23 protein-coding genes are annotated in these 24,483 nt (G+C 66.9%); 15 read left to right on the top strand and 8 right to left on the bottom strand.

Annotated elements, in window-relative coordinates; translation table 11 throughout:
* Window positions 1–62 precede the first annotated feature (62 nt).
* Entirely contained in the window at window positions 63–857 is a 795-nt protein-coding gene (locus tag HD841_RS01405) for a DUF72 domain-containing protein (protein ID WP_179507101.1), read from the bottom strand.
* A 34-nt stretch (window positions 858–891) separates the two neighbouring features.
* On the opposite strand from HD841_RS01405, the gene HD841_RS01400 reads away from it, so the two are divergent.
* Window positions 892–2,268 carry a glycosyltransferase gene (locus HD841_RS01400; RefSeq protein WP_306455760.1) on the top strand — a complete coding sequence of 459 codons (1,377 nt, stop codon included), beginning with the start codon at window positions 892–894 and terminating at the stop codon, window positions 2,266–2,268.
* Here HD841_RS01400 and HD841_RS01395 read toward each other — a convergent pair.
* Together HD841_RS01395 and HD841_RS01390 are read right to left on the bottom strand one after the other, a co-directional pair.
* Window positions 2,169–3,407: an NAD(P)/FAD-dependent oxidoreductase gene (locus HD841_RS01395; RefSeq protein WP_179507100.1), complete on the bottom strand. Its 1,239-nt coding sequence runs from the start codon at window positions 3,405–3,407 to the stop codon at window positions 2,169–2,171. The genes HD841_RS01400 and HD841_RS01395 overlap by 100 nt on opposite strands.
* A 55-nt stretch (window positions 3,408–3,462) precedes the next feature.
* Window positions 3,463–4,869 carry a helix-turn-helix domain-containing protein gene (locus HD841_RS01390; RefSeq protein WP_179507099.1) on the bottom strand — a complete coding sequence of 469 codons (1,407 nt, stop codon included), beginning with the start codon at window positions 4,867–4,869 and terminating at the stop codon, window positions 3,463–3,465.
* 95 nt (window positions 4,870–4,964) lie between these two features.
* On the opposite strand from HD841_RS01390, the gene HD841_RS01385 reads away from it, so the two are divergent.
* The 7 genes from HD841_RS01385 to HD841_RS01355 all read left to right on the top strand — a co-directional run bounded on the left by HD841_RS01385 (window position 4,965) and on the right by HD841_RS01355 (window position 12,724).
* Window positions 4,965–6,491, top strand: a complete 1,527-nt coding sequence (locus tag HD841_RS01385) for an acyl-CoA carboxylase subunit beta (protein ID WP_179507098.1) — start codon at window positions 4,965–4,967, stop codon at window positions 6,489–6,491.
* A gap of 44 nt (window positions 6,492–6,535) precedes the next feature.
* A complete protein-coding gene (locus HD841_RS01380; RefSeq protein WP_179507097.1) occupies window positions 6,536–6,826 on the top strand; it encodes a hypothetical protein in 291 nt (96 codons plus the stop codon).
* Entirely contained in the window at window positions 6,823–7,035 is a 213-nt protein-coding gene (locus HD841_RS01375; RefSeq protein ID WP_179507096.1) for a hypothetical protein, read from the top strand. Before HD841_RS01380 ends, HD841_RS01375 begins: the two co-directional genes overlap by 4 nt.
* Window positions 7,032–7,463 carry a methylmalonyl-CoA epimerase gene (gene mce / locus HD841_RS01370; RefSeq protein WP_179507095.1) on the top strand — a complete coding sequence of 144 codons (432 nt, stop codon included), beginning with the start codon at window positions 7,032–7,034 and terminating at the stop codon, window positions 7,461–7,463. The genes HD841_RS01375 and mce overlap by 4 nt, the downstream gene beginning before the upstream one ends.
* Window positions 7,464–7,500: 37 nt before the next feature.
* A complete protein-coding gene (gene scpA, locus HD841_RS01365; protein WP_179508049.1) occupies window positions 7,501–9,654 on the top strand; it encodes a methylmalonyl-CoA mutase in 2,154 nt (717 codons plus the stop codon).
* The gene (gene bioB, locus HD841_RS01360) at window positions 9,651–10,640 is read left to right on the top strand and encodes a biotin synthase BioB (RefSeq protein ID WP_179507094.1); all 990 of its coding nucleotides are present in this window, start codon (window positions 9,651–9,653) and stop codon (window positions 10,638–10,640) included. The genes scpA and bioB overlap by 4 nt, the downstream gene beginning before the upstream one ends.
* A gap of 86 nt (window positions 10,641–10,726) precedes the next feature.
* The gene (locus HD841_RS01355) at window positions 10,727–12,724 is read left to right on the top strand and encodes an acetyl-CoA carboxylase biotin carboxylase subunit (RefSeq protein ID WP_179507093.1); all 1,998 of its coding nucleotides are present in this window, start codon (window positions 10,727–10,729) and stop codon (window positions 12,722–12,724) included.
* Window positions 12,725–12,793: 69 nt separating this feature from the next.
* On the opposite strand, the gene HD841_RS01350 is transcribed toward HD841_RS01355, so the two are convergent.
* From HD841_RS01350 to HD841_RS01340, 3 genes are read right to left on the bottom strand one after another with little or no spacing between them, the layout of a single operon-like run.
* Window positions 12,794–12,967 (bottom strand): Trm112 family protein, encoded by a 174-nt coding sequence (locus tag HD841_RS01350; protein ID WP_179507092.1) that lies wholly within the window; start codon window positions 12,965–12,967, stop codon window positions 12,794–12,796.
* Window positions 12,964–13,593, bottom strand: a complete 630-nt coding sequence (locus HD841_RS01345; protein ID WP_179507091.1) for an LON peptidase substrate-binding domain-containing protein — start codon at window positions 13,591–13,593, stop codon at window positions 12,964–12,966. Before HD841_RS01345 ends, HD841_RS01350 begins: the two co-directional genes overlap by 4 nt.
* Window positions 13,590–14,483 carry a tetratricopeptide repeat protein gene (locus HD841_RS01340; protein ID WP_179508048.1) on the bottom strand — a complete coding sequence of 298 codons (894 nt, stop codon included), beginning with the start codon at window positions 14,481–14,483 and terminating at the stop codon, window positions 13,590–13,592. The genes HD841_RS01345 and HD841_RS01340 overlap by 4 nt, the downstream gene beginning before the upstream one ends.
* Before the next feature lie 467 nt (window positions 14,484–14,950).
* On the opposite strand from HD841_RS01340, the gene HD841_RS01335 reads away from it, so the two are divergent.
* From HD841_RS01335 to HD841_RS01325, 3 genes are all read left to right on the top strand, one after another.
* Window positions 14,951–16,594: a pentapeptide repeat-containing protein gene (locus tag HD841_RS01335; RefSeq protein WP_179507090.1), complete on the top strand. Its 1,644-nt coding sequence runs from the start codon at window positions 14,951–14,953 to the stop codon at window positions 16,592–16,594.
* A 132-nt stretch (window positions 16,595–16,726) separates the two neighbouring features.
* Complete coding sequence (locus HD841_RS01330; RefSeq protein ID WP_179507089.1) at window positions 16,727–16,969, top strand: hypothetical protein; 243 nt, start codon at window positions 16,727–16,729, stop codon at window positions 16,967–16,969.
* Window positions 16,966–17,313, top strand: a complete 348-nt coding sequence (locus HD841_RS01325) for a hypothetical protein (RefSeq protein WP_179507088.1) — start codon at window positions 16,966–16,968, stop codon at window positions 17,311–17,313. Before HD841_RS01330 ends, HD841_RS01325 begins: the two co-directional genes overlap by 4 nt.
* A 281-nt stretch (window positions 17,314–17,594) precedes the next feature.
* Here HD841_RS01325 and HD841_RS01320 read toward each other — a convergent pair whose 3' ends face one another.
* On the bottom strand, window positions 17,595–19,697 hold the full coding sequence (locus tag HD841_RS01320; RefSeq protein WP_179507087.1) for a RelA/SpoT family protein: 2,103 nt from the start codon (window positions 19,695–19,697) through the stop codon (window positions 17,595–17,597).
* Window positions 19,698–19,854: 157 nt separating this feature from the next.
* On the opposite strand from HD841_RS01320, the gene HD841_RS01315 reads away from it, so the two are divergent.
* From HD841_RS01315 to HD841_RS01305, 3 genes are read left to right on the top strand one after another with little or no spacing between them, the layout of a single operon-like run.
* A complete protein-coding gene (locus tag HD841_RS01315; RefSeq protein WP_179507086.1) occupies window positions 19,855–20,337 on the top strand; it encodes a winged helix-turn-helix transcriptional regulator in 483 nt (160 codons plus the stop codon).
* 43 nt (window positions 20,338–20,380) lie between these two features.
* Window positions 20,381–20,962: an LOG family protein gene (locus tag HD841_RS01310; RefSeq protein ID WP_179507085.1), complete on the top strand. Its 582-nt coding sequence runs from the start codon at window positions 20,381–20,383 to the stop codon at window positions 20,960–20,962.
* On the top strand, window positions 20,952–21,899 hold the full coding sequence (locus HD841_RS01305; RefSeq protein ID WP_218845388.1) for a phytoene/squalene synthase family protein: 948 nt from the start codon (window positions 20,952–20,954) through the stop codon (window positions 21,897–21,899). Before HD841_RS01310 ends, HD841_RS01305 begins: the two co-directional genes overlap by 11 nt.
* 376 nt (window positions 21,900–22,275) lie before the next feature.
* On the opposite strand, the gene HD841_RS01300 is transcribed toward HD841_RS01305, so the two are convergent.
* Window positions 22,276–22,506: a hypothetical protein gene (locus HD841_RS01300; protein ID WP_179507084.1), complete on the bottom strand. Its 231-nt coding sequence runs from the start codon at window positions 22,504–22,506 to the stop codon at window positions 22,276–22,278.
* A gap of 96 nt (window positions 22,507–22,602) precedes the next feature.
* Here HD841_RS01300 and HD841_RS01295 point away from each other — a divergent pair, with 96 nt between their 5' ends.
* Window positions 22,603–24,447, top strand: a complete 1,845-nt coding sequence (locus tag HD841_RS01295) for an ABCB family ABC transporter ATP-binding protein/permease (RefSeq protein ID WP_179507083.1) — start codon at window positions 22,603–22,605, stop codon at window positions 24,445–24,447.
* Window positions 24,448–24,483 lie beyond the last annotated feature (36 nt).

The following is a 24,483-nucleotide window of genomic DNA, read 5'->3' as shown; positions in this document are numbered from 1 at the left end:
GCCTGTGGCCGAAGTGACGAGGCGCGACCGGTTCGCTCATCAGGCCGCGGCGGAGAACCGGTTCATGCCTGCGAGATCCGCTCGATCAGCGCCATCGCCCCCTGCGGCGCACGCACCTTCGCGCCGTTGATGAAGAACACGAACGTCTCGCGCTGCGTCTCGGGCGGCGCGGCGTCGGTGACATAGGGCAATCCGTCCGGCTGGCCGCCCGCCTGCCAGACGCGCGCCGCCTGCGCCCAGCCGTCGAGCGCCGCATCGGTATAGCCGGCCGGGTTCTGCTCCTCGGCCGCTTCGAGCCGGGCATAGACGAAGTCGGCGGTGACGTCGGCGATCGCCGGATAGTCGGCGGAATCGGCGTAGACGATCGCGGCATTCGCCGCGCGCGCCATCGCGACGAAGGCGGGATCGGCGAAGCTCGCGTGGCGCACCTGCACCGCATGGCGCAGCGGCACGCCGGCGTGGCGATCCGGCAGCAGCTTGAGGAACGCGGCCATGTCGTCGGCGTCGAACGCCTTGGTCGCCATGAACTGCCACAGGATCGGGCCAAGCCGGTCGCCGAGTTCGACGATCCCCTGCCCGACGAAGCGCTCGATCGATTCGCCAGCCTCGGCCAGGACTTTGCGGTTGGTGCAATAGCGCGACGCCTTGACCGCGAAGACGAAGCCGTCGGGCACCGCAGCCGCCCAATTGGCGAAGCTCGCCGGCTTGAAGCTGGAATAATAGGTGCCGTTGATCTCGATCGCGCTCAGCTGCGACGCGGCATATTCCAGCTCGCGCTTCTGCGGCCATTTGGCGGGATAGAAGGTCCCGCGCCACGGCTCGTAGGTCCAGCCGCCGATCCCGATTCGGATTGTCATGGAACCATCATACCATCGCGGCAGGGACGTGACGATGAAGGCGATATTGATGACGATCGGGTCGCTCGGCGACCTCCACCCCTTCATCGCGATCGGCCGGGCGCTGGCGACGCGCGGGGTCGAGGTGGTGCTGGCGGTCCCCGCCGACCATGTCGAGACGGTCCAGGCGGCGGGGCTGGCGGCGGCGGCGATCCTGCCGAGCTTCGCGGACATCTGCACGCGGCTGGGGGTGGACGAGGCGACCGCGGCGCAGCGCGTCATCACCCAGCGCAGCTTCGTGCTCGACGCGGTGATCCTGCCGTCGCTCGCCGACAGCACCGCGGCGCTCGATCGGCTGGCGCAGGGCGCCGACGTCATCGTCGGCTCGCTGTTCGCGCTGGCGGCGGGGATCGTCGCCGAGAAGCGCGGGCTGCCGCTGGTCGCGATCAACCTCCAGCCGATGGCGCTGTTCTCCGCCTGGGACCCGCCGCAGACCCCCGAATGTGCGCTGCTGGTCCACGCCCCCGGCGGGCCGCTCGGGCGGGCGTGGAACCGCGCGCTGCTCGCGGCGGTGAAAGCGGCGGTGCGGGCGCGCTACGGCGGCGGGGTGGAGGCGGTGCGGCGGGCGCACGGCCTGCCGCCGAGCCGGCGCGCGCCGCTGTTCGATCCCGCCCCCGCGCAGGGCAGGACCTTGTGCTGCTATTCGCCATTGCTCGCCGCGGTGCAGCCGGATGCGCCGGCGCGTAGCGAGGCGATCGGCTTCCCGGTGTTCGACGGTGCCGGCGAGGATGGCCACGCCGCCGATCCGGCGCTGGTCGCCTTCCTCGATCGGGGACCGCCGCCGATCGCCTTCACCCTGGGATCGTTCCTCGTCCGCGCACCCGGCCGCTTCTACGAGACCGCCGCCGCCGCGGCCCGAGCGGTGGGGCAGCGCGCGGTGCTGCTGACCGGCCGGGCGGGCGACGCCTGCGACGAAGGCGACGTGCTGCGGCTCGGCTACGCCCCGCATTCGCACGTGTTCGGGCGCGCCGCCGCGGTCGTCCACCACGGCGGCATCGGCACCACCGGCCAGGCGATGCGCGCCGGCGTGCCGCAACTCGTCCTGCCCTTCTTCGGCGACCAGTTCGACAATGGCGCGCGGGTCGCACGGCTCGGTATCGGGCGGACGATGCGACCGGCCGCCTTCTGCGGGCAGGCCGCCGGTCCCGCCCTGCGCGCGCTGCTCGACGACACGGCGATGGCGCAGCGCGCCGCCGCGGTCGCCGTGACGGTCCGCGGCGAGCGCCCGACCGCCATCGCGGTCGAGCGGATCGTCACGGCGGTGCGCGAGGCTCAGTCCGCGAGGATCGCCTTGAGCGGCGCGCTCGCGTCGGCGAGCCGCGCGGCATCGGGCGCCGCGCCGGCGAGCACCAGCGCGCGCCCCTGCGCATAGTCGCGGGTGGCGTTGACGCAGTCGAGCGCGATCACCCGTCCGCCACGCAGGTAGATCAGCGAGAAGCTGCGGCTGGCGATGTCGCCGCGCACGACGATATCGTCATAGCCGGTCGACAGGCCGACGGTCTGCAGCCGCAGATCATATTGGTTCGACCAGAACCAGGGTATCGCATGATAGTCGATCGGCGCGCCGGCGATGGCCTTGGCGACGACATTCGCCTGATCGTTGGCGTTCTGCACCGACTCGAGCCGGATGCGCGCCCCGTCGGCAAAGGCATTGGCATGCGTCGCGCAATCGCCGATCGCGAAGACGTGGGGCAGGCTGGTGCGGCATTGCGCGTCGACGTCGACGCCATTGCCGCCCGCCGCACCGGCGTCGAGCAGCGGCTGGACCGCGGGGACGATGCCGATGCCGACGATCACCATCTCCGCCGGCACCGTCTCGCCGTCGGCGAGCGTGACGCCGCACGCCTTGCCCCCCGCCTCGGCGATACAGGCGACGGTGACGCCGAGCCGCACGTCGACGCCATGCGCGCGATGCTCCGCCTCGTAGAAGCGCGACAGCGGCTCGCCGGCGACGCGCGCGAGCACGCGTGGCAGCGCTTCGAGCACGGTGACCTGCTTGCCGAACTTGGCGAGCACCGCCGCCGCCTCCAGCCCGATATAGCCGCCGCCGATCACCGCGACGCGGCTGACGCCGGGCAGTTCCACGATCATCCGGTCGACATCGGCGCGGGTGCGCACCGCATGCACGCCGGCGAGGTCGTGGCCCGAGCAGGTCAGCCGCCGCGGACTGCCGCCGGTCGCCCAGATCAGCTGGCCATAGCCGATCGACGCGCCATCGTCGGTGGTGACGGTCTGCGCCGCGGCATCGACGGAAACGACGCGGCGGCCGAGCCGCATCGCCACCTGCCGCTCGTCCCAGAAGCCGGCCGGGCGGATCAGGATGCGCTCGAACGGCTTGTCGCCGGACAGATAGTCCTTGGACAGCGGCGGACGTTCGTAGGGCGGTTCGGGCTCGTCGCCGATCATCGCGATGCTGCCGGCGAATTTGGCGGCGCGCAACGCGATCGCCGCCTGCGCGCCACCATGGCCGGCACCGACGATGACGACGTCATACTGGGACTGCACGCTCATATCCTCCGCTTTTGCCCCTCCTGCCCGAGACGCCGATGTCGGGAAACCCCCGCGCTCAGTCGAAACCATAAGGCACGATCGAGCGGCGGTCGGGATCGACGAGCAGCTCGCGTCCTGCCGGCGGGAAGGCACGCTGGTCGCAGTCGCGGCGCGGGCAGATGCGGCAGGACGGGCCGATCGGCGTCGCGCTGTCGGCGCCGGCGAGGTCGAGCCCGTCGCCGTAGATGAAGGCGGCGGCATGTTCGACCTCGCAACCGAGCACCACCGCATAGCGGCGCGGCATGCGGCGGTAGCTCGACGTCGCCTTGACCAGCCCCTTGGCCATCGACACGTAGCGCGCGCCGTCGGGCATCTCGGCGACCTGGACGAGGATCCGGTCGGAGATCGCCACCGCCTCATGCGCCACCCACAGCGGGCAGGCGCCGCCATATTGCGCGAATTGCAGCCGCGTCGCCGAATGGCGCTTGGTGATGTTGCCGGCCATGTCGATCCGGCAGAAGAAGAACGGCACGCCGGGCAGGCCGGGCCGCTGCAAGGTCGACAGGCGGTGGCACACCTGTTCGAAGCTCACCCCGAACCGCTGGCGCAGCGCATCGACGTCGTGGCGCCGCGTACGCGCCTCCGCACGGAAGCGGGCATAGGGCATCAGCAGCGCGCCCGCGCCATAATTGGCGAGGCCGACGCGCAGCAACTCGCGCGCCGCATCGGAGCGCAGCGGCGCGCCGGCGACGATCCCCTCGATCAGTGCCGCCGCCTCCAGCCGGATCAGCTGGTGCGCGAGCTGGAAATGCCGCGTCTCGATCGGCTGCGCGCCGTCGATCGTCAGCGTTCCCGCCGCGGCGTCATAGGCGCGCAGCGGGGCGGCGATGCCGTCGTCGATCACCCGCACCGCGTGCGCCGCCTGCAACCGGTCGACCAGCGCCCGCCCCGGCGGCAGAGCGTCCGCCAGCGCCTCGGCGAAGCGATCGAGCGGATCGATGTAATTGCCCATGCCCTGGAACCAGTCGCGCACCTCCTCCCACGGCAGCAGGTGCGGCTGGCTCCCCTGCGCATCGACGCGGTCGTCGAGCACGCGCAACTGCTCCTGCGACCGGCGCAGCGCGGCGTGGAGCGCGATCATCCGCCGCGCCAGCAGCGGCTGCTGCTTGAGCCCGCGCAGGACATCGCCCTCGTCGAGCAATGCCGCCGGCACCGACGGGTCGGTCCCCGCCTCCAGCGCGCCGACCAGCGCGACGCTGTCGTCCTCGGGCGCGATCTCGACCCAGTCGAGCGGAAACGCCCGCGCCAGCGCGCCGAGCACGCCGCCGGTGATCGGCCGGTCGCCGCTCTCGATCTGCGAGAGATAGCTGGTCGAGATGCCGATCCGCCGGCTGAGCGCGGTCTGGCTGAGCGACAGCCGCGCACGCAGATCGCGCACCCGGTCGCCGGCGAAGATACGCGCACGGGGCGGTTGCTGGGCCATGCCGCCCCTTAGTTTGCAAACTGCTCCGTTGCAATTTTGCAAAACCACAGTTGCGGGCATGGGCCAGGACCGGCGAAGAAGGGCCAGGAGAGTGTATGTCATCCACGCAGACCGAACTCGAACGCCGCCGATCCGCCGCCAGAGCGGGCGGCGGCGAGAAGCGGGTCGCGGCGCAGCACGCCAAGGGCAAGTTGACGGCCCGCGAGCGGTTGGAAATCCTGCTCGACGAAGGGTCGTTCGAAGAAATCGACATGTACGTCGAGCACAATTGCGTCGACTTCGGCATGGCGGACCAGGTGATCCCGGGCGACGGCGTCGTCACCGGATCGGGGACGATCAACGGCCGTCTGGTCTATGTCTTCAGCCAGGATTTCACCGTCTTCGGCGGCTCGCTGTCCGAACGCCATGCGCAGAAGATCTGCAAGGTGATGGACACCGCGCTCAAGGTCGGCGCGCCGGTGATCGGCCTCAACGATTCGGGCGGCGCGCGCATCCAGGAGGGCGTCGCCAGCCTGGGCGGCTATGCCGAGGTGTTCCAGCGCAACGTCCTCGCCAGCGGCGTGGTGCCGCAGCTCAGCCTGATCATGGGCCCGTGCGCAGGCGGCGCGGTCTATTCCCCGGCGATGACCGACTTCATCTTCATGGTGAAGGATTCGAGCTATATGTTCGTCACCGGCCCCGACGTGGTCAAGACGGTGACCAACGAGGTGGTGACGCAGGAGGCCCTGGGCGGTGCGGTGACGCACACGACCAAGACCTCGGTCGCCGACAATGCGTTCGAGAACGATATCGAGGCGCTGCTCGCCGCGCGCGACTTCATCGACTTCCTGCCCGCATCGAACCGCGAGAGCGTCCCCGAACGGCCGACCGCCGACGCCTGGGACCGGCTCGAGCCGAGCCTCGACACGCTGGTGCCGGCCTCGGCCAACCAGCCCTATGACATGCACGAGCTGATCCGGAAGACGGTCGACGAGGGCGACTTCTTCGAGACGCAGCCGACGCATGCCGCCAATATCATCACCGGCTTCGGCCGGATCGAGGGGCGCACGGTCGGCGTCGTCGCCAACCAGCCGATGGTGCTCGCCGGCGTGCTCGACATCAACAGCTCGAAGAAGGCGGCGCGCTTCGTCCGCTTCTGCGACGCGTTCGATATTCCGATCGTCACCTTCGTCGACGTGCCGGGATTCCTGCCGGGTACCGCGCAGGAGCATAACGGCATCATCAAGCACGGCGCCAAATTGCTGTTCGCTTATGCCGAGGCGACCGTGCCGAAGATCACCATCATCACGCGGAAAGCCTATGGTGGCGCATACGACGTGATGGCCTCCAAGCATCTGCGCGGCGACCTCAATTATGCCTGGCCGACCGCCGAGATCGCGGTGATGGGCGCCAAGGGCGCGGTCGAGATCATCTTCCGCGGCCGCACCCCCGAGGAGATCGCCGAGCGCACCGCCGAATATGAAGCGCGCTTCGCCAATCCCTTCGTCGCGGCGAGCAAGGGCTTCATCGACGAGGTGATCCAGCCGCATTCCACCCGCCGCCGCATCGCGCTGGGCCTGCGCAAGCTCAAGGGCAAGGCGCTGGAGAACCCGTGGAAGAAGCACGACAACATCCCGTTGTGAGCCCCTCTCCTGAACATTATAAGCACATGTGAAGGAGAAGACTCATGCGGACCGAACGCGTGACCTTTCTGACCACCCCCGATCACAAGGCGGCGCTCGATGCGTTCGCGCGCAACAGCGGCATGTCCGTCGGTCATGTCGTGCGCGAGGCGTCGGCGATATATATCGCGCAGGCCGCAGCGGATGAAGACGAACAGCAACTCGCGGCGCTGGTCCGCGAGGTGAACGAGGCCGTTCCCCGTATGCGCGCCGACATCAAGGACGCGATCGCCAACATCCATCGTGCGAACGCCGTGGTCGATGCGGTACTCTCCGGCGAAGGACCGCGGCAATGAGTTTCATCGGCGAGACGATGAAGGCGCTTCGCAACGTCCTTTTGCTGCAAGAAGACGTACGCCAGCTCAAGGACATGGTCACCAGTCAGAGCGGACGGCTCGCGGCACTGGCCGAAGCGCATGCCGCGTTGCGCGATCGGGTCAGCCGGCTCGAAGGCGTGATCGAGGGTGCCGCGCTGGCGACGCGGCAGCGGCGGATCGAGGAATGACGGACCGCGCGCCGTTGGGCCGCCTCAACCATGTCGGCATCGCGACGCCGTCGATCGCGCGGTCGATCGAGACGTATCGCACCCTGCTCGGCGCGACCGCGATCGGCGAGCCCTTCGACCTGCCCGCGCAGGGGGTGAAAGTGTGCTTCATCGACACGCCCAATACGCAGATCGAGCTGATCGAGCCCTATGACGAAAGCTCGCCGATCGCCGGCTTCCTGCGCAGCAATCCTGCCGGCGGCCAGCATCACCTGTGTTTCGAAGTCGCCGACATCCACGCCGCGATCGCCGATCTCACCGCCAAGGGCGCACGCGTGCTCGGCGAACCGCGGATTGGCGCACACGGCACGCCGATCGTCTTCGTCCATCCCAAGGACATGGGCGGTGTGCTGGTCGAATTGATGGAGACGCCACGTGCCGGACATTGAGGTCAATACCGGCGAGGACAGCGGCGTCGCCCCTGCCCTGCCCGCCGCACCCGAACCGACGCCGCAGCCGAGCCTCGCCGACTGGCAGGCCGCCGCCGCGAAGGAGGTGAAGGGCAAGGACCTCATCTGGCACACGCCCGAGGGCATCGCCGTCAAGCCGCTCTACACCGCCGCCGATGCGCCCGTCGATCCGGGCCTGCCCGGCTTCGCGCCGTTCACCCGCGGCGTGCGCGCATCGATGTATGCCGGCCGGCCGTGGACGATCCGCCAATATGCCGGCTTCTCGACCGCCGAGGAATCGAACGCCTTCTACCGCCGCAATCTCGCCGCCGGGCAGAAGGGGCTGTCGGTCGCCTTCGATCTGGCGACGCATCGCGGCTATGACAGCGACCATCCGCGCGTCACCGGCGACGTCGGCAAGGCGGGCGTCGCGATCGACACCGTCGAGGACATGAAGATCCTGTTCGACGGCATCCCGCTCGACCAGATGAGCGTCAGCATGACGATGAACGGCGCGGTGATCCCGATCCTCGCCTTCTTCATCGTCGCGGGAGAAGAACAGGGCGTCAACCGCAAATTGCTCGACGGGACCATCCAGAACGACATCCTCAAGGAGTTCATGGTCCGCAACACCTATATCTACCCGCCCGAGCCGAGCATGCGGATCATCAGCGACATCTTCGGCTACACCAGCCGCGAGATGCCCAAGTTCAACAGCATTTCGATCAGCGGCTATCACATGCAGGAGGCGGGGGCGACGCAGCTCCACGAGCTTGCCTTCACCATCGCCGACGGCATGGAATATGTGAAATACGGCGTCGCATCCGGACTCGACATCGACCAATTCGCCGGGCGTTTGAGCTTCTTCTTCGCGATCGGCATGAATTTCTTCATGGAGATCGCCAAGCTGCGCGCCGCGCGCGTGCTGTGGCATCGTGCGATGACCGAGCTCGGCGCGAAGGACGAACGCAGCAAGATGCTGCGCACGCATTGCCAGACCTCGGGCGTGTCGCTGACCGAGCAGGACCCGTACAACAACGTCATGCGCACGACGATCGAGGCGATGGCGGCGATGCTCGGCGGCACCCAGTCGCTGCACACCAATGCGCTCGACGAGGCGATCGCGCTGCCCACCGATTTCTCTGCGCGGATCGCGCGCAACACGCAGATCGTCATCCAGGAAGAGACCGGGATGACCAAGGTCGTCGATCCGCTCGGCGGCAGCTATTATGTCGAGAGCCTGACCCAGAGCCTCGTCGACGGCGCGTGGGAGATCATCGAGCGCATCCAGCGCGAGGGCGGCATGGCCAAGGCGGTCGCGGCGGGCTGGCCCAAGGCGATGATCGAGGAAGCCTCCGCCGCGCGCGCCGCCCGGGTCGACCGCGGCGAGGACGTGATCGTCGGGGTGAACAAATACCGCAAGGCCGACGAGGACCCGATCGACATCCTCGACGTCGACAATGTCGCGGTGCGCGAGGCGCAGGTCCGCCGCATCGAACGCGTCAAGGCGAGCCGCGACGAGGCGGCGTGCCGCGCGGCGCTCGATGCGCTGCGTGAGGGCGCGCGCGGCTCCGAGAACCTCCTCGCGCTCGCCGTCGACGCCGCCCGCGCCCGCGCGACGCTCGGCGAGATCAGCAGCGCGATGGAGGACGTATTCGGCCGCTTCGGCACGCAGCCGACCCCGGTCAAGGGCATCTACGGCGGCGCCTATGCCGACGATGCGCGCTGGCGGCGACTCGAGGACGGCGTCGCCGCCACTGAACGGCGGCTGGGCCGCAAGCCGCGGATGCTCGTCGCCAAGATGGGACAGGACGGTCACGATCGCGGCGCCAATCTGGTCAGCAGCATGTTCGGCGATCTCGGCTTCGAGGTGGTGCCGGGGCCGCTGTTCCAGACCCCCAAGGAAGCCGCGACGCTCGCGGTCGAGAAGGACGTCGACGTCGTCGGCGCGTCCAGCCTCGCCGCCGGGCACAAGACGCTGATCCCCGAACTGATCGGCCATCTGCGCGACGCCGGCCGCGCCGATATCAAGGTGATCGCCGGTGGCGTCATCCCCGCGCAGGACTATCAGGGCTTACGCGATGCCGGCGTGCAGGCGATCTTCGGTCCCGGCACCAATCTCATCACCGCTGCCGAGGATGTGCTACGGCTGCTCGGTCACAATATGCCGCCACAGGATTCCCCAGAATGACCCGTACCGACTGGACCCGCGACGAAATCGCCGCGCTGTTCGACCTGCCGTTCGACGAACTGATGTACCAGGCGCAGACCGTCCACCGCACGCATCACGCGCCGTCCGAGGTGCAGCTGTGCACGCTCCTGTCGATCAAGACCGGCGGATGCCCGGAGGATTGCGGCTATTGTTCGCAATCCGCCTCGTCGGACAGCGGGCTCAAGGCGGCCAAGCTGATGCAGGTCGACGCGGTGCTCGCCGCTGCGGCAGCGGCAAAGGCGGCCGGATCGCAGCGCTTCTGCATGGGCGCGGCGTGGCGCAACCCCAAGCCGCGCGACATGCCGGCGATCGTCGCGATGGTCGAGGGCGTGCGCGCCATGGGGATGGAGACGTGCATGACGCTCGGCATGCTGGAGCCGGAACAGGCGCAGCAGCTCGCCGCCGCCGGGCTCGACTATTACAACCACAATATCGACACCTCGCCCGAGAATTACGGCAACGTCATCACGACGCGCACCTTCCAGGACCGGCTCGACACGCTGGAGAACGTCCGCAACGCCGGGATCAACGTCTGCTGCGGCGGCATCGTCGGCATGGGCGAGACGCGCGCCGACCGTGTCGGCTTCGTCCATGCGCTCGCCACCCTGCCGCGTCATCCCGAGAGCGTGCCGGTCAACGCCCTGGTGCCGGTGAAGGGCACGCCGCTCGGCGACATGCTGGCGGACACGCCGATGGCCCGGATCGACGAGATCGAGTTCGTCCGCACCGTCGCGGTGGCACGGATCACCATGCCGCTGAGCATGGTGCGCCTGTCCGCCGGCCGTGAATCGATGTCGGAGGCGACGCAGGCGCTGTGCTTCATGGCCGGTGCCAATTCGATCTTCACCGGCGACAAATTGCTGACCACCGGCAACGCCGGCGACAGCGCCGACGCCGCGCTGTTCGCCAAGCTCGGCCTGACGCCGATGGAAAGCGCCGAGCCGATGCGGGTGGCGGCCGAATAGCCCGCCGGGGGGCGCTCCCCCGAAAACCATCAAACCCGCAGGCGGACCGGCTCCCGGCCGTCCGCCAAGCGGGAGGAGAGTTGAGGATGTTCAAGAAAATCCTGGTCGCCAATCGCGGCGAGATCGCCTGCCGCGTCATGCGCACCGCCAAGCGGATGGGGATCGCCACCGTCGCGGTCTATTCGGATGCCGATGCGCGCAGCCCCCATGTGCTGATGGCGGACGAGGCGGTGCGGCTGGGGCCGGCGCCGGCGGCGGAGAGCTATCTCAAGGCCGAGCTGATCCTGCTCGCCGCGCGCGAGACCGGCGCCGATTGCATCCACCCGGGCTACGGTTTCCTCTCCGAACGCGAGAGCTTCGCGCGCGCCTGCGCCGAGGCGGGGATCGCCTTCGTCGGGCCGCCGCCGAACGCCATTGCGGCGATGGGCGACAAGATCGAATCGAAGAAGCTCGCCAAGGCGGCGGGGGTCAACGTCGTCCCCGGCTTCCTCGGCGAGATCGCCGATACCGACGAGGCGGTGCGCATCGCCTCCGACATCGGCTACCCGGTGATGATGAAGGCGTCGGCCGGCGGCGGCGGCAAGGGCATGCGGCTGGCGTATAGCGAGCAGGACGTGCGCGAAGGCTTCGAGGCGACCAAGCGCGAAGGTCTGGCGAGCTTCGGCGACGATCGCGTCTTCATCGAGAAGTTCATCGAATCGCCGCGCCATATCGAGATCCAGGTCTTGGGCGACCAGCACGGCACGATCCTCTACCTCAACGAGCGCGAATGCTCGATCCAGCGCCGCCACCAGAAGGTGGTCGAGGAGGCGCCCTCGCCTTTCGTCACGCCGGCGATGCGCAAGGCGATGGGCGAACAGGCGGTCGCGCTCGCCCGCGCGGTCGGCTATTACAGCGCCGGCACGGTCGAGCTGATCGTCTCGGGCGCGGATACCAGCGGCCAGGGCTTCTACTTCCTCGAGATGAACACGCGGCTGCAGGTCGAGCATCCGGTGACCGAGGAGATCACCGGGCTCGATCTCGTCGAACAGATGATCCGCGTCGCCGCCGGCGAGCCGCTGGGCATCACCCAGGATCAGGTCGGCATCACCGGCTGGTCGATCGAGAACCGCGTCTATGCCGAGGACCCCTATCGCGGCTTCCTGCCGAGCATCGGGCGGCTGGTGCGCTACAATCCGCCCCAGCCCGGCGAGGATCAGGACGCCCGCGTCCGCATCGACGACGGCGTCGCCGAGGGCGGCGAGGTCAGCATGTTCTACGATCCGATGATCGCCAAGCTGATCACCTGGGCGCCGACGCGCGAGGCGGCGATCGACGCGCAGATCGCCGCGCTCGACGCCTTCGAGATCGAGGGGCCGGGGACCAATATCGACTTCCTCTCGGCGCTGATGCAGCATCCGCGCTTCCGCTCGGGGGCGATCACCACCGGCTTCATCGCCGAGGAATATCCCGACGGCTTCCACGGCGCGCCCGCCGGCGCCGACCTCACGCGCACGCTCGCCGCGATCGCCGCCTTTGCCGCGACCGCGCATGCGGATCGCGCGCGGCGGATCGACGGCCAGCTCGGCCGGCGCCTGCCGCCGCCCTCGGCCTGGGCGGTGCGGATCGACGGCGAGGACCATGACGTCGCCATCGCGACGGACGGCATCGTCGTCGACGGCGACGCGCTCGACATCGCGCTCGAATATACGCCGGGCGACCGGATGGTCGAAGCCGAGATCGGCGAGGACGAGCATCTCACCGTCCGCATCGCGCCGGTGCGCAGCGGCTTCCGCCTGACGACGCGCGGCGCCAGCCATGTCGCGCGCGTGCTGCCCGCGCATGCCGCGCCCTATGCGCAGCATCTGATCGAGAAGGTGCCGCCCGACCTGTCACGCTTCCTGATCGCGCCGATGCCGGGGCTGCTCGTCCGGCTCGACGTCGCGGCCGGCGACGCGGTCGAGGCCGGGCAGCCGCTCGCCGTGGTCGAGGCGATGAAGATGGAAAACATCCTGCGCGCCGAAAAATCGGGGCGGGTGAAGACGGTGTCGGCGGCGACCGGCGACAGCCTGGCGGTGGACCAGGTGATCCTCGAGATGGAATGAGCGACCGTTCGTACGGAGCCCAAGCCCGGGTTCCGCAGGCGGACGACCGGGGGGGGGCTTTCGGTCCCCTCAGAGCCGTCGCGCTTCCTCTTCCAGCATCACCGGCACACCGTCGCGAATGGGATACGCGAGGCCCGCCGCGTCCGACACCAGCTCCTGCCGCTCGGCGTCGTAGCGCAGCGGCTGCCGCGTCACCGGGCAGACCAGCCGCTCGAGCAGCCACGGATCGATCGTCGCACTCATTGCAGCGTCACCCGGTCCTCGCCGTCATGCCGGCCAAAGAATTGCATCAGCTGGATGATCAGCTCGGCGCGCGTCTCGATCGTGGGCGCTTCGAGCAGCGCCTGCTTCGCCGCGGCGTCGAACGGCGCGATCTGCGCGATGCCGTTGACCAGACTCTCGTCGTCGAGCCGGCTGACCGCTTCCCAGTCGACGCTATACCCCTGCGCATCGGCGAAGCGGCGCGATTCGAGTTCGAGCGACGAGCGGCGCCCCAGCGACAGCCTGTCGTCCTCGATCGCGGGCAACAGTTCCGCCTCGACCTGGCGGAACGGCGTCGTCACCTCCAGCTCGCGCAGCACGCGGAACAGCGCGACGCCCTCCAGCACCAGATTGTAGCGACCGTCGTCGAGCGCCTCGACCTCGGCGATCTTGCCGACGCAGCCGATGGCGTAGAGCGCATCGTTGCGGCTGCTGCCGTGCATCGGCTGGATCATGCCGATCCGCTGGTCGCGCACCATCGCGTCGCTCACCATCGCGCGGTAGCGCGGTTCGAAGATGTGCAGCGGCAGGTGCATGCCGGGGAACAGCAACGCCCCCGGCAGCGGGAAGATCGACAGGCGCCCGAGGATGGTCGGGGCGTCGGTCATCCGAACAGGATCGCGGACAGGCGGCGGCGCTGCGCCGAAACCCAAGGGTCCTCCAGCCCGACCACCTCGAACAACTTGAGCAGCTGCTGGCGCGCGGCACCGTCGTTCCAGCCGCGATCGGCGGCGACGATGTGGAGCAGATTGTCCGCCGCGGCATCGCGGTCGCCCGCCGCCATCTGCGCGTTGGCGAGCGCGAAGCGGCGCTCGTGATCGTCCGGGTTGGCGGCGACCTCGGCGGCGAGACCGGCGAAATCCTCCACCGGCGGCGCGCTCTGCGCCAGCGCGAGCGCAGCCTTGGCGCGGTCGATGCCGGCATCCCTGACATCCGCAGGCAAGGCGTCGATTGCCGCCTGCGCATCGTCGGTCAGCCCCGCCGCGACCAGTGCCCGGATGCGGCCGGACAGGACGGCGGGATTGTCGGGCGCCATCTCGAACAGTTGATCGAAGATCGACAGCGCCCGCTCGGCGTCGCCGCTTGCCAGCACCTCTTCGCCCATCGCGATCAGCGGCTCGATCTCGGCGTCCGCCTCGGCGCCCGGCGGCTGAATCGGCAATTGCTTGAGCAACTGGTCGAGGATGACGCGCAGCTGCGATTCGGTGCGCGCGCTGGTCAGGTCGGCGACGAGCTGGCCCTGGAACATCGCATAGACCGTCGGGATCGACTTGATCTGGAATTGCGCGGCGATGAACTGGTTCTTGTCGGTGTCGATCTTGGCGAGCACCACGCCCTTGTCGGCATAAGCGGCGGCGACCTTCTCCAGCGTCGGCCCCAGCGCCTTGCACGGCCCGCACCATTCCGCCCAGAAATCGATGATGACGAGGGACGTCATCGACGGTTCGACGACGTCGCGGCGGAAAGCCTCGATCGCCTGCTTGTCGGCGGGCGACATTCCTAGCGTGGCCAAGTCATGCTCCTTCGTAATCGGTAGCCGCCCATGTGGGGCAGCGGCACGTCCGCGCCAAGGTGTTAAGCGACCTCTATCCGATCACGCCCGTGGTTGCACCCGTTCGACCACCGGACCACATTCCCCTCGCGCGCCCCGGTCGCGCGCCACATCGGTCTGGCGATATCGTCCGGCTGCCTTGGATCCAGCAACGGCATAAACGGCCGGCAAGAACTGCGCAGATTTGCTCATGGTCGCACAAATGAAATCTACTTTCCGCTGGCGAGACTCGATCAGATCTGATCAACGATGGAATCGAGCGATAGAGAGACGGCTCTCCGCCGCATTCTACGAAGCAAAGAAGAGTCGCATTCTTCCCATTACTTGTATCGGAGTCTTCGTCTCGACCCGGACAATGCCTTATCTCTCATCTATAATGATCGGTAGGTGGATGCGCGAAGGGATCGTACGCGATGATCATCAGCAACAGTGCGACGACGACGCCGGTGCAAACGGGCGATTCTTCAAAACCGAAGACCGCCCCACCCGCCGATACGACCAAGACCGCGGCGGCCGACGCCAAACCCGGCGCGCAGGGAATCAAGCGTCTCTCCGGCAACGCCGCAACCGTGGTGCTGACCGAACAAGGCGCTGCCAAGACCGGCCAGACGCCTGCAAAGGCGCCACCACCACCGCCCAAGCTGGACCTGCACGGCCAGGATTTGCGCACGGTCGATCTCACCAAGCTCGATCTGCGTGGCGCCGATCTCACCGGTGCCGATCTGACCGGCAAGGATCTGTCGGGGATCGACCTCAGCGGCGCGACGCTGACCGGCGCGAAATTCGACGGCGCCAAATTCAGCAACACCAATCTCCACGGCGTCACCGCCACCGGCGCCAGCTTCACCAAGGCAAGCTTCGACCAGACCGATCTCGACAACGGAAACTTTACCGAGGCGAAGTTCACCGGCGCGACGTTTGATGGAAACTTTCAGCTGCCGCCCACCGCCACGTACGTCTACGAAAAATCTTACGTCGTCAAAAATGTCAATTGGACCAGAGCCGATTTCTCCGATGTTATTTTCAAGCACTCGATGACGGTAAGTCATTTTATCGCGGACGATCTGTGTCTCAGAAACGCTCGCAACGAAGATCGCATCGAAGGAATTTCCTTTACCGATGGAAGCATGAAACGAGCCGACTTCCGGGGGGTCATAGGAGGCTTATGGGTTGGTGGCGCAGACGCATCGGACGCAAATTTCAGTCACATCGTTGGCGGATCGATCGGGTTTTGCCGGTCGAACATCGATGGTGCATCGTTCCACGATAGCGACACCAGACTGAGCTTTGTAAACATGTCGATCAGGAACGCCGATCTGTCGACGAAAAACAGAAGCTTTCGCAAAGCGTATTTCTCAAATTGCGATATGGCTGGCATCGACTTTTCCGGCTGCGACTTCTCAGGCGCGAAATTCACAAGCGATGGCCCGAAAATCAGGGGAGCCTATGGCAACCAATCGACCATGACCCCCGGCGATATGGTCGCCTGCACCGATTTCCGGGGTGCAAATTTCAACAATGCTTCCTTTTGCAACATGCAAATGGCCAAAGCCTTGGTGAGCGATGGTGTGTTTCGTGGCGCCACCGTCTTTAACTGGTTGGGTGAAAACACACATATTGGAAGTGACAGCTATAATCTAGGAAAACTGTTTCGCAATATCTGGCCTGAATGGCAGGCAAATCTGGCAGAAATGGGAAGCCATACTTTATACCGGGAATGCCGGATTGACGTGGTTTTGACCGACGATCAGCCAGCGCCGGGCAATCCTGTCCGCAAGATATCGACCAAGACGGCGGATGCGCGAGACCAAATCGCGCGTAAAGTTTTAGAAGATTTGCGTCAATATCGTGCCCGTCGCGACAATGATCGGCAATATACTGCGTATCTGACACCGTCGTACCGCGCGCAGCGGTGGAATATCCAGGGATCAAAAGCCCCACTCGGCCAGAAGCGCGCATTAGATCCGCAATATGTTGCGCGCCTTACCGAATTGTCGACCGAGGCCGCGCTTCTCAAAGCACGCCATGATTGGGATACGCCGTTACAACAGGCGTAGATCCTGTCGGGTCAAAAGCGGCGAAAAGCCTTTATCTCCCCTGCCGGACGACGCCATTCCCGGTGGCACGCCTACCGTGTGCCACTTATGGAAACCCCCTTCCGGTCAGGATCGGCGGCTTCTACGAATGGGATGGTCGAGAATACCGGTTTCCGTGGCGCGAAGTTTGCCGGTACGCAATTCCACAATATGGATATACGCGGGGCACTCCTAAGTGCCGGCGCACTCCGTGGCACAACGATTAACTATTGGGGAGATCTTCTCGTCCACGTCGATCGAGAAGATTATGACATCAACAAGCTGTTTCGGAACATCTGGCCGGAATTAGCAGAGAAGCTGCGGCGGATGCAATTGGAGAAGGGAGAAGTGAAATGACGTTTGCAAAACGATGGATCATCGCCGCATGCGCATTGATCGCGGCGATGTGCACACCCTCGATCGCGGCTTGTCAGACGACCTCGAATGCCAACATCTGGATAACGCTCGTCAACAACACGACTTTACCGGTGACGGTTTCGAACCTCACATGGTCCGGGCGTTATGGAACGGAACGCGACGACGGGACCATCGTCGATCGCATCGCAGATACGGTCGCGCCGGGCAAAGGATCGAGTGGCAGACTGCGAATGAACTATGCAGGCCATGGGAGATATACGGAGCTGGAATTTGACGCCTCGTTTACGACGGATGATAAGAACACTAAGACATGTCATTTCTGACTTAGCTTTCTGTCAGAGACTGCGAAAAAATCTCGCGCAGTTTCAAGCCGATATGCGGGAAATCCATACCCCAAATGTTCTATAACTCAAACCGCTTACTACAATTGGTCGTTGACTGTAGAGCCAGGCCAAGAGACAAATCAGTAATTAAACTTGTCGACGGCATTCTAAATGCCGTCGACATTTGCGGAAGCCTAAGTGCGTTAAAGATGTTCGGAACGCCAACTATAGTGCAAGAACGATAGATCCGCCGAACTTCGGCAGCGGATCGTATCGAAGGATCACACCCGCTCCACCGAATTCACCGCATCCGCCGCGCGCAGCGCCGCGATCAGTCGCATCAATTGCTGGATGTCGTGGACCTCGACGTCGATCACGTTGGTGTGGAACATCGAATCGCGCGTATCGAGCCGCAGCGCGATGATGTTGGCGCGGTGCGCGCCGATGATCGTCGAGACGACGCCGAGCGCGCCGGGCTCGTTCTTCACCTGCACGCCGATGCGCGCGACCGCGCCGTCACTCTTGTCGCCCCAGTCGACATCGACCCAGTCGGTCTCGTCGGTGCCGCGCTCGGCAAGCTCGGCAAGCACCGGGCAGTCGATCGCATGCACCTCGATCCCCGCGTCGGGACGGCGCAGGCCGACGATCCGGTCGCCGGGCACCGGATGGCAGCATTCGGCGAGGTCGAAGGCGACGCCGGGGGTGAGCCCCTTGATCGAAATCGCGGTGGATTGCGGCGCGATCAGCCCGACATCGGCCCCCGCGGAGCCCGGCATCAGCGCCTCCATCACGGCATGGTCCGAGATCGTCCGCCGCGCGATCGCGGTCATCAGCGCCGCCTCGTCGCCGAGGTTGAGCCGCGACAGGGCATGGTCGAGCGCATCGGTGCCGAGCTGCGCGGGCAGGCGGCGGACGATATCGTCGTACAGCTTGCGGCCGAGCGCGATCAGCTCGTCGCGCTCGCGATGGCGCAGATGGCGGCGGATGCCGGCGAGCGCCTTGCCGGTGATCGCGAAATTGAGCCAGCCGGGCTGCGGCACCTGCCCCTTGGACCGCAGCACCTGCACCTGGTCGCCGTTTTCGATCACCGTCGACAGCGGCACGACGCGGCCGTTGATCTTGGCGCCGACTGCCTGGTCGCCGAGGTCGGTGTGGACCGCATAAGCGAAATCGATCGGCGTCGCGCCCTTCGGCAGCTGGATCAGCTCGCCCTTCGGCGTGAAGGCGAAGATGCGATCCTGGTACATCGCCATGCGGGTGTGTTCGAGCAGCTCCTCGGGTGACCCTGCGGTCTCGAGGATCTCGACGAGGTCGGCGATCCAGCTGTGCTGGCTGTCGGCGCGGACCTTCTTTTCCTTGTACGCCCAGTGCGCGGCGAGGCCGAACTCGGCCTCGGCATGCATGTCGGCGGTGCGGATCTGGATCTCGATGCGCGCATTGTCGGCGTGGATCACGCTGGTGTGCAGCGAGCGATAGCCGTTGCGCTTCGGGGTCGAGATGTAATCCTTGAAACGCCCCGGCACCATCGGCCAGCGCCGGTGGATGATGCCGAGCGTGCGGTAGCAATCCTCCACCGTCGGCACGATGGCGCGGAACGCCATCACGTCGGACAGTTGCTCGAAGCTGATGTGGCGCTCGCTCATCTTGCGCCAGATCGAATAGGGATGCTTCTCGCGGCCCGTCACCTCGGCCTCGACGCCGGCGCGCCCCAGCAGCAATTTCAAGCCGGAGGCGATCTTGGCGATCCGGTCGCCGCCGCCGGTCTTGAGCTGCTCCAGCCGCTTGCTGATCGATTCGTATGCTTCCGGCTCGAGCTGTTCGAAGGCGAGCGTCTGCATCTCCTTCATGAACTCGTACATCCCGATCCGCTCGGCGAGCGGCGCGTAGATGTCCATCGTCTCCTTCGCGATGCGCCGCCGCTTCTCGGGCTTGGCGATATGATGGAGCGTGCGCATGTTGTGCAGCCGGTCGGCGAGCTTGACCAGCAGCACACGTATGTCGTCCGACATCGCGAGCAGGAACTTGCGCAGATTCTCGGCGGCGCGCTCGTTCTCGGTCTGCGCCTCGATCTTGCTGAGCTTGGTGACGCCGTCGACCAGCCGCGCGACATTGCCGCCGAACAGCCGGGTGATCTCCTCCGGGGTCGCCACGGTATCCTCTATCGTGTCGTGGAGGATCGCGGTGGCGATCGTCTCGTCGTCGAGCCTCAGGTCGGTGAGGATACCCGCCACCTCGATCGGATGGCTGAAATAGGGATCGCCGCTCGCCCGCTTCTGGCTGCCATGCGCCTGCATCGAAAAGACGTAGGCGCGGTTGAGCAGCGCCTCGTCCGCATCCGGGTCATAGTCGAGCACGCGGTCGACCAGTTCATATTGCCGTAGCACGCGCACCACATGGGGTAGGGTCGTGCCGCTTTGCAACATATTGTTACGACCCGGCGAACTATTTCGACCGGACGGTGCCCGCGCGCAGGCCGGCAACGGCGGCGTCGCGGTCCGCGCCGATATCCGCTAAGGCCGTTCCTGCTGAGAGAGGATCATCATGACGACACCGGCACAGCCGGCGAGATTGCGGGAATCGCTGCGCGGCTGCAGCCTGCCCGCGGCGCTGGAAGCGATGGGCGAGCGCTGGTCGTTCCTGATCCTGCGCGCCGCCTTCAACGGCCTGCATCATTTCGAGGCGTTCCAGGCCGAACTCGGCATCGCCCGCAACATCCTGGCCAACCGGCTGGCGCGGCTGGTCGACCACGGCATCCTGCAGCGCGAGCCGCTGCCCAAGGATCGCCGCAAGATCCGCTATACGCTGACCGACAAGGGCCATGCGCTGCTGCCGACGATGGTCGCGCTGCGGCAATGGGGCGAACGCTGGGAACTCGGCGAGCCCGCCTTCCCGATCCTCGTCGACACGCGCGACCGGCGGCCGATCGCGCCGGTTGCGGTCCAGGCGCATGACGGCCGGGTCCTCGGCCAGGGCGACCTGATCTGGGCGCTGCCCGAGGACGTGCGCGCGAACGCCGCCGAATGAGAGCGGCTTGTCCCCCGGCGCGCGCTGGCGTAGCGGCACGGCCATGAAACGCCTCGCCATCTATTGCGGCTCTGCCACCCCCACCGATCCGGTCTATATCGAATCGGCCCGCGCGATCGGACGAACGCTCGCGGAGCGCGGCATCTGCGTCGTCTATGGCGGCGGCCGGCTGGGACTGATGGGCGCGGTGGCCGATGGCGCGCTGGCGGCGGGCGGCGAGGTGATCGGCGTGATCCCGCAGGCGCTGGTCGATGCCGAGGTGGCGCATCGCGGCCTCACCGAACTGCACGTCGTCGCCGGCATGCATGCGCGCAAGGCGCTGTTCACCGATCTCGCCGACGGCTTCGTGACCATCCCCGGCGGCACCGGCACGATGGACGAACTGTGGGAGGCGCTGAGCTGGGCGCAGCTCGGCTATCACACCGATCCGGTCGGCCTGCTCAACGTCGCGGGCTATTACGACCACCTCATCGCCTTCTGGGAGAAGTCGGCGGAGGTCGGCTTCCTGCGCCCGCAGCATCGCGACCTGCTGATCGTCGACGACACGCTCGACGGGCTGCTCGCCAAGATGGCCGCGCACGTGCCGACGCAGCCGATCGTCCGGATGAAGACGTCTGACCTCTAGCCCCGGCCCGACGCGCGACGCGATCGTCGCCACCGCGCACGAATCGATCGCGCGCGGCTCGAAGAGCTTCGCCGCGGCGAGCCTGTTGTTCGACCACGCCACGCGCGAACGCGCGTGGTTGCTCTACGCCTGGTGCCGCGCCTGCGACGACATCGCCGACGGCCAGGATCACGGCCACACCATGTCGGTGGTCGAGAACGCGCCCGAACGGATCGCGGCGATGGCGGCGCTGACCGACGCGGCGCTCGCCGGACGGGTAATCGGCGTGCCCGCATTCGACGCGCTGCGCGTCGTCGCCGCAGAGACCCGGCTGCCGCCCCGGTTCGCGCACGACCTCATCCAGGGGTTCCGGCTCGACGGCGATGGCTGGCGGCCGAGGACCGAGGATGATCTGCTGCGCTATTGCTATCATGTCGCCGGGGTGGTCGGCTGCATGATGGCGGTGATCATGGGGGTGTCGCCCGACGACGATGCGGTTCTCGACAGGGCGTGCGACCTCGGCCTGGCATTCCAGCTCGCCAATATCGCGCGCGATATCGACGAAGATGCTCAGGCCGGGCGCTGCTATCTGCCGACCGACTGGCTGGGGGAGATGGGGATCGCACCGGATGCGGTGATGGCGGCGGAGCATCGACCGGCGCTGGCGATCCTCGCGCGGCGGCTGACCGATCACGCCGCGCAGTTCGAGGCGAGCGCGCGGATAGGAACGCGGGCGCTGTCGTTCCGCTCGGCCTGGGCGGTGCTGGCGGCGGCGCAGATCTATGGCGCGATCGGCCGCAAGGTCGCGGCGCGCGGCGAGCGAGCGTGGGATGCGCGGGTGACGACGTCGAAGGGGGAGAAGCTGCGCTTCATCGCCCGGGCGGCGGTGGAGGCGAGGGGGCGGATGGCGCTGGTCGAGGTGCCGCGCGATCCGGGCTTGTGGCGGCGGCCCAGATAGCGTCTCTGCCGCTAGGGGCGCAGGGCTGTCGCCTTTGAACCGTTATTCGAGCGCGCCGGCTTCCAAGCTCACCCCGTCACCCCGGACTTGTTCCGGGGTCCACTCTGCGGCGAGGGGAACGGCTTGATTGGACACCATTCTCTTGCGGCTGGGTGGACCCCGGAACAAGTCCGGGGTGACGAACCTAATGGGGATGTCGACCGAACCTCACCGCCTCAGGCAGAGGCGATCGCCCGGCCCACGAGAGGGAGGGGGCAAGACCGAAGGCCTGACGAAGGGCAAATATACGGCGCAGTTTGCGTTAGAGGAAACGTCCCCTCCACCACTCGGCTAAGCCGGGCAGCCCCCCCCCCCGCTTTGCGAGAGAGGAATGACGTTACGACCGCTTGGTCTTGCTCTCGGCCTTCGCCACCTGCGCACCCGCCGTGCGGCACGCCGCGCCGATCATCGGATACGGCACATCGGTATTCCGCGCGAGTTGCTCGGGCAGCGCCTCGCGGCATTGCGCCATCGACGTATAATGTGTCGGGATGACCCGTGCTTCGGTGCACTGGACATTGCCGTCCGCGCAGCCCATGATCGCCATGACGTAGAACAGCGGTTCCATAATCGCCTCGCTTCCGGATAGTAAAATCCGCGAGGGCGGCACTATGTTCCGTCGGCTTGCTTTCCCCCGCGGGGTGCCGGGCCTACATAGGGCGCGATGCCTCCAGCCGATCCGACCAGCCATACCCGCGCCGACCAGCCCCTGCTGCCGACGCTCCGCCGCTTCCTGCCCTATCTGTGGCCGGCGGGTCAGACGGGGCTGAAGGCGCGCATCGTCGGGGCGATGACGCTCGTCGTGATGAGTAAGATCGTCCAGGTGTTCGGCGCCGCCTATACGCTGAAATATGCGGTCGACCGGATGGCGATCGGCGACCGCGGCGTCGCGACGATCGTGATCCTGCTGGTCGTCGGCTATGCCGCCGCGCGCTTCGCGACGACGCTGTTCGACAACCTCCGCAATGCGGTATTCGAGCGCGTTGGGCAGGATGCGACGCGGCGGCTGGCGGCGAACGTGTTTCGTCACCTCCACGGCCTGTCACTGCGTTTCCACCTCGAACGGCGCACCGGCGCGGTCACCAAGGTGGTCGAGCGCGGCACCAAGAGCATCGACACGATGCTCTATTTCCTGCTGTTCAACATCGCGCCGACGTTGCTCGAACTGGTGATGGTGCTCGGTATCTTCTGGCACAGCTTCGGCTGGCCGCTGGTCGCGGCGACGGTGGCGATGGTCGCGATCTACATCCTGTTCACGCAGAAGGTGACCGACTGGCGCAACGCCTTGCGCGCGCAGATGAACGACCTCGACACCGGCGCGGTCGCGCATGCCGTCGATTCGCTGCTCAACTTCGAGACGGTCAAATATTTCGGCGCCGAGGAGCGCGAGGCGCGCCGCTACGACGCGGCGATCTCCGCTTATGCGGCGGCGGCGACCAAGTCCGAGAACAGTCTCGCCTGGCTCAACGTCGGTCAGGCGCTGATCACCAACCTGATGCTCGGCGCCGGCATGGCCTATGTCGCCTGGGGCTGGAGCCGCGGCAGCTTCTCGGCGGGCGACGTCGTCTTCGTCTCGACCCTGCTGTCGCAGCTGTTCCGGCCGCTCGACCTGCTCGGCATGGTCTATCGTACGATCCGCCAGGGCGTGATCGACATGGCGAGCATGTTCGCGCTGATCGACACGCCGGCCGAGGTCGTCGACGCCCCCGGCGCCGAGCCGCTGAAGATCGCCAAGGGCCATGTTCGTTTCGAGGGCGTACGCTTCGGCTACGATCCCGATCGCGAGATACTGAAGGGTCTCGACCTCGACGTGCCCGCGGGCAGCACGCTGGCGGTGGTCGGGCCGTCGGGCGCGGGCAAGTCGACGCTCGCGCGGCTGATGTACCGCTTCTACGACGTCGCCGAGGGGCGGATCACGATCGACGGCCAGGACATCCGCGACGTCCAGCAGGCGAGCCTGCGCGCCGCGATCGGCATCGTCCCGCAGGACACGGTGCTGTTCAACGACACGATCGGCTACAATATAGCCTACGGCCGCGAGGGCGCCGGCCGTGCCGAGGTGGAGGCGGCCGCATCGGGCGCGGCGATCGCCGGCTTCATCGAGCGCCAGCCCGAGGGCTATGACGCGCGCGTCGGCGAGCGCGGGCTGAAGCTGTCGGGCGGCGAGAAGCAGCGCGTCGCGATCGCGCGCACGTTGCTCAAGAACCCGCCGATCCTGATCCTCGACGAGGCGACGAGTGCGCTCGACAGCCGCACCGAGGCGGAGATCCTCGACACGCTGGAAGCGATCGAGCGCGGCCGCACGACGATCGTCATCGCGCACCGCCTGTCGACGGTGATCCATGCCGACCAGATCGTCGTACTCGACGGCGGCCATGTCGCCGAGCGCGGCACGCATGCCGAGCTGCTGCGGCTGGGCGGCGTCTATGCCGAAATGTGGGCGCGCCAGGCGCAGGAGCAGGACGAGGATGTGCCGGGCGCCAGCGAGGGCGCGCTCGCGGCGGAATGAGCCGGGCGCGGGTCGACGCTGGCGGCCCCTGCCCCT

This window comes from Sphingomonas melonis (assembly GCF_013409985.1).
GTDB lineage: Bacteria > Pseudomonadota > Alphaproteobacteria > Sphingomonadales > Sphingomonadaceae > Sphingomonas > Sphingomonas melonis_A.
The sequence above is the reverse complement of the archived record's forward strand: the minus strand, read 5'-3'. Positions and strand labels throughout refer to the sequence as shown.

What these genes read in the sequence shown, in the direction of transcription:
- HD841_RS01405 (WP_179507101.1), bottom strand. Translation starts at nt 857, where the DNA reads ATGACAATCCGAATCGGGATCGGCGGCTGGACCTACGAGCCGTGGCGC.
- HD841_RS01400 (WP_306455760.1), top strand. Translation starts at nt 892, where the DNA reads ATGAAGGCGATATTGATGACGATCGGGTCGCTCGGCGACCTCCACCCC.
- HD841_RS01395 (WP_179507100.1), bottom strand. Translation starts at nt 3,407, where the DNA reads ATGAGCGTGCAGTCCCAGTATGACGTCGTCATCGTCGGTGCCGGCCAT.
- HD841_RS01390 (WP_179507099.1), bottom strand. Translation starts at nt 4,869, where the DNA reads ATGGCCCAGCAACCGCCCCGTGCGCGTATCTTCGCCGGCGACCGGGTG.
- HD841_RS01385 (WP_179507098.1), top strand. Translation starts at nt 4,965, where the DNA reads ATGTCATCCACGCAGACCGAACTCGAACGCCGCCGATCCGCCGCCAGA.
- HD841_RS01380 (WP_179507097.1), top strand. Translation starts at nt 6,536, where the DNA reads ATGCGGACCGAACGCGTGACCTTTCTGACCACCCCCGATCACAAGGCG.
- HD841_RS01375 (WP_179507096.1), top strand. Translation starts at nt 6,823, where the DNA reads ATGAGTTTCATCGGCGAGACGATGAAGGCGCTTCGCAACGTCCTTTTG.
- mce (WP_179507095.1), top strand. Translation starts at nt 7,032, where the DNA reads ATGACGGACCGCGCGCCGTTGGGCCGCCTCAACCATGTCGGCATCGCG.
- bioB (WP_179507094.1), top strand. Translation starts at nt 9,651, where the DNA reads ATGACCCGTACCGACTGGACCCGCGACGAAATCGCCGCGCTGTTCGAC.
- HD841_RS01355 (WP_179507093.1), top strand. Translation starts at nt 10,727, where the DNA reads ATGTTCAAGAAAATCCTGGTCGCCAATCGCGGCGAGATCGCCTGCCGC.
- HD841_RS01350 (WP_179507092.1), bottom strand. Translation starts at nt 12,967, where the DNA reads ATGAGTGCGACGATCGATCCGTGGCTGCTCGAGCGGCTGGTCTGCCCG.
- HD841_RS01345 (WP_179507091.1), bottom strand. Translation starts at nt 13,593, where the DNA reads ATGACCGACGCCCCGACCATCCTCGGGCGCCTGTCGATCTTCCCGCTG.
- HD841_RS01340 (WP_179508048.1), bottom strand. Translation starts at nt 14,483, where the DNA reads ATGTCGCCCGCCGACAAGCAGGCGATCGAGGCTTTCCGCCGCGACGTC.
- HD841_RS01335 (WP_179507090.1), top strand. Translation starts at nt 14,951, where the DNA reads ATGATCATCAGCAACAGTGCGACGACGACGCCGGTGCAAACGGGCGAT.
- HD841_RS01330 (WP_179507089.1), top strand. Translation starts at nt 16,727, where the DNA reads ATGGTCGAGAATACCGGTTTCCGTGGCGCGAAGTTTGCCGGTACGCAA.
- HD841_RS01325 (WP_179507088.1), top strand. Translation starts at nt 16,966, where the DNA reads ATGACGTTTGCAAAACGATGGATCATCGCCGCATGCGCATTGATCGCG.
- HD841_RS01315 (WP_179507086.1), top strand. Translation starts at nt 19,855, where the DNA reads ATGACGACACCGGCACAGCCGGCGAGATTGCGGGAATCGCTGCGCGGC.
- HD841_RS01310 (WP_179507085.1), top strand. Translation starts at nt 20,381, where the DNA reads ATGAAACGCCTCGCCATCTATTGCGGCTCTGCCACCCCCACCGATCCG.
- HD841_RS01300 (WP_179507084.1), bottom strand. Translation starts at nt 22,506, where the DNA reads ATGGAACCGCTGTTCTACGTCATGGCGATCATGGGCTGCGCGGACGGC.
- HD841_RS01295 (WP_179507083.1), top strand. Translation starts at nt 22,603, where the DNA reads ATGCCTCCAGCCGATCCGACCAGCCATACCCGCGCCGACCAGCCCCTG.